The sequence below is a fragment of the Nostoc sp. UHCC 0251 genome (assembly GCF_034932245.1).
In the GTDB taxonomy this organism is placed as follows: domain Bacteria; phylum Cyanobacteriota; class Cyanobacteriia; order Cyanobacteriales; family Nostocaceae; genus Nostoc.
In genome coordinates this window covers 1-2,537 of the sequence record NZ_JAYGHD010000511.1, presented here as the reverse complement: position 1 = coordinate 2,537, position 2,537 = coordinate 1, and the positions used below count along the sequence as shown (strand labels likewise).

At 41.0% G+C, this 2,537-nt stretch carries 2 protein-coding genes; one reads left to right on the top strand and one right to left on the bottom strand.

All coding sequences use genetic code 11. The annotated features are described in order from the left end of the window. Window positions 1-264: 264 nt before the first annotated feature. Window positions 265-933, top strand: coding sequence for a peptidoglycan-binding protein (locus VB740_RS36410; protein ID WP_323204662.1), 669 nt, complete (start codon window positions 265-267; stop codon window positions 931-933). A 143-nt stretch (window positions 934-1,076) separates the two neighbouring features. Here VB740_RS36410 and wecB read toward each other — a convergent pair whose 3' ends face one another. Further along, a complete protein-coding gene (wecB, locus tag VB740_RS36405; RefSeq protein ID WP_323204661.1) occupies window positions 1,077-2,207 on the bottom strand; it encodes a non-hydrolyzing UDP-N-acetylglucosamine 2-epimerase in 1,131 nt (376 codons plus the stop codon). Window positions 2,208-2,537 lie beyond the last annotated feature (330 nt).

The following is a 2,537-nucleotide window of genomic DNA, read 5'->3' as shown; positions in this document are numbered from 1 at the left end:
GTTAGAGAGACGCGATAAATCGCCGTCTCTACAAAGAATGTACTCGTCAATTATTCCTTGACAAACTACTATTTCCGGCTTGTGTGTACACCATAGAAGGCTGGGAGAGGTTTGTCAAACTCGCGTTAATTTTATTTTTCTTAATTCCGCTACCAGCAAAAACCTTTTGACAGCACAGTGATATAAAATATACTAAGAGTAAATACAGAGAAATCTGAAGTAGTTCTCTGTATTTACTCATGTTTTCATATAAAGGGTTGCATTATGGAATATCTTGCTTATTCTCAGATGTTTATTGCTCAAGAAGAAGCATCTCGAAACACCAAATCTAATCCGTCTAAATTCCAATTAGATAGTAAAAAATCTCTTAAATCTTCTGACATAGCTATTACCAAAGAAGAGGCATCTGGAATCACCAAATCTAAATTCAATTGGAAAAAACTTCTTAAATCTTCAGCTTGGTTAGCTTTAGCTGGTGTTGGTGTATTACTTATTGCTGCTGCCCAAATTCAAATTAGTTCGGCTGCATTTGTCAGGACTAACGGCAGTTGTTTGCGTATCCGTACAGGCCCAAGCACCAATTACTCATATATAGATTGTGTACCAAATGGCACAACACTTCCAGCCATTGAAAGGTATGAAAACGGTTTTGCTAGGCTTTCTACGGGTAGATATGTTTTTGCTCGATGGGTTGGTGATAGACCTAACAATCCTTCTGTGACTACACCTGGTGGTGTTGGCGGTTCAGTCATTCTGACTCGTGGTTCTAGAGGTCAGCTTGTAAGAGACGTTCAAACAGCTTTAGGTAATCTCAGAGTTGATGGAATTTACGGTCAAGAAACTGTTAACCGAGTCCGAAGCTTTCAGGCAAGTAAAGGTCTACTTGTAGATGGTACAGTGGGGCCTGAAACTCGATCAGCTTTGGGTATTTAGCCAAAAGTCACCCTTTGAAAATCTCATTTCAAATTAGGGGCGTACATCTGTACACCCCTAATAAAAAAATGCAAACCCGGGAGAAAAACCGATTTTATGCACCCTAAAAAACAGAGATTTTGCACTTTCTTTAATCTAAATTCCTAAGTTGATGTTTCTGATGAAAGACCCAGGTAATTTTGTACAATCTGCAAAATGCGCTCTGCTGCATGACCATCCCCGAAGGGATTAATTGCATTTGCCATTGCTTCATAAGCATCTGGATCGCTAAGTAACTCAGCAGCATTTGCAAAGATGTTCTCAGTTGTAGTGCCTACAAGTTTGGCTGTACCGGCTGCAACCGCCTCTGGTCTTTCTGTAGTGTCTCTTAAAACTAGTACTGGTTTTCCTAAGCTGGGGGCTTCTTCTTGCAAGCCACCAGAGTCAGTGAGCAAAAGATGCGATCGCCCAATTGCACCCACCAATTCGCCATAATCTAGAGGATCTGTCAAGAAAATTCGGGGATGATTGCCTAAAAGTTCTTGCAACGGAACTCGCACTGTCGGATTGCGGTGTAATGGTAATAGCAAAGCTGTATCAGGAAACTTGTCTAAGATTTGTAAAAACCCCTGAGCGATCGCTTGCAGTGGTTCTCCCCAATTCTCCCGACGATGAACTGTTGCTAACAGAACGCGATATGAATCCCAATCTAAACCTGGTACTTTACAACCTGCTTGGGTTGCAGCTACATTCAACAGCGCATCAATTACCGTGTTACCCGTCATGTGAATTTCACCCAAAACACCAGAACGGTGCAAATTTTCCACAGCCCAAGGAGTCGGTGCAAAGTGCAACTGAGTAATTTGAGAAATCAACCGCCGATTAGCTTCCTCTGGGTAAGGATTTAAGATATCATCAGTTCTTAACCCTGCTTCTACATGACCAATAGGGATTTTTTGATAAAAAGCTGCCAAAGCTGCGGCAAAAGCCGTGGTAGTGTCTCCCTGCACCACCACTAAATCTGGCTTTTTCTCCTTAAATAATGCTTCTAACCCTTGTAAACTACGGCAGGTAATATCATTTAGAGATTGCTGAACCTGCATAATTTCCAAGTCATAATCTGCCTTGATGTTGAACAGCTGCATAACTTGCTCAACCATCTCTCGATGCTGTCCAGTAAGAATTACTTGCGACTCAAAACTTGAAGATTTTTGAAAAACCTGAATCACTGGAGCTAGTTTAATCGCTTCCGGACGAGTGCCCAAGATAATGCAAACGCGTTTTTGATTAGTCATTAGTCATTAGCCATCTGTCATTTGCCAATGGTTATAGTCAATGTTCTATGGTCAATAGTCAATAGTTAGCGGTCAATCAGTACACAAATTACAAATATTAAGACTCTTATTTGATTTTTGAAAAAATTCCGTACAACTCGAAAGGGCTGATTCCGTACTCTCCACTCCCGTTCTATGCTCAGTACAAGTCACGGCAAGTCTACTCTCTACTCCCTGTCTACGCAAATAAGTATAGCTACTCTCCCGTGAGGGATACACAAATCAAATCGGATTGCTATATAGGAATCATATTTGATTTCTGAAAATATTTCAGTAGGGTGTGTTATGCCG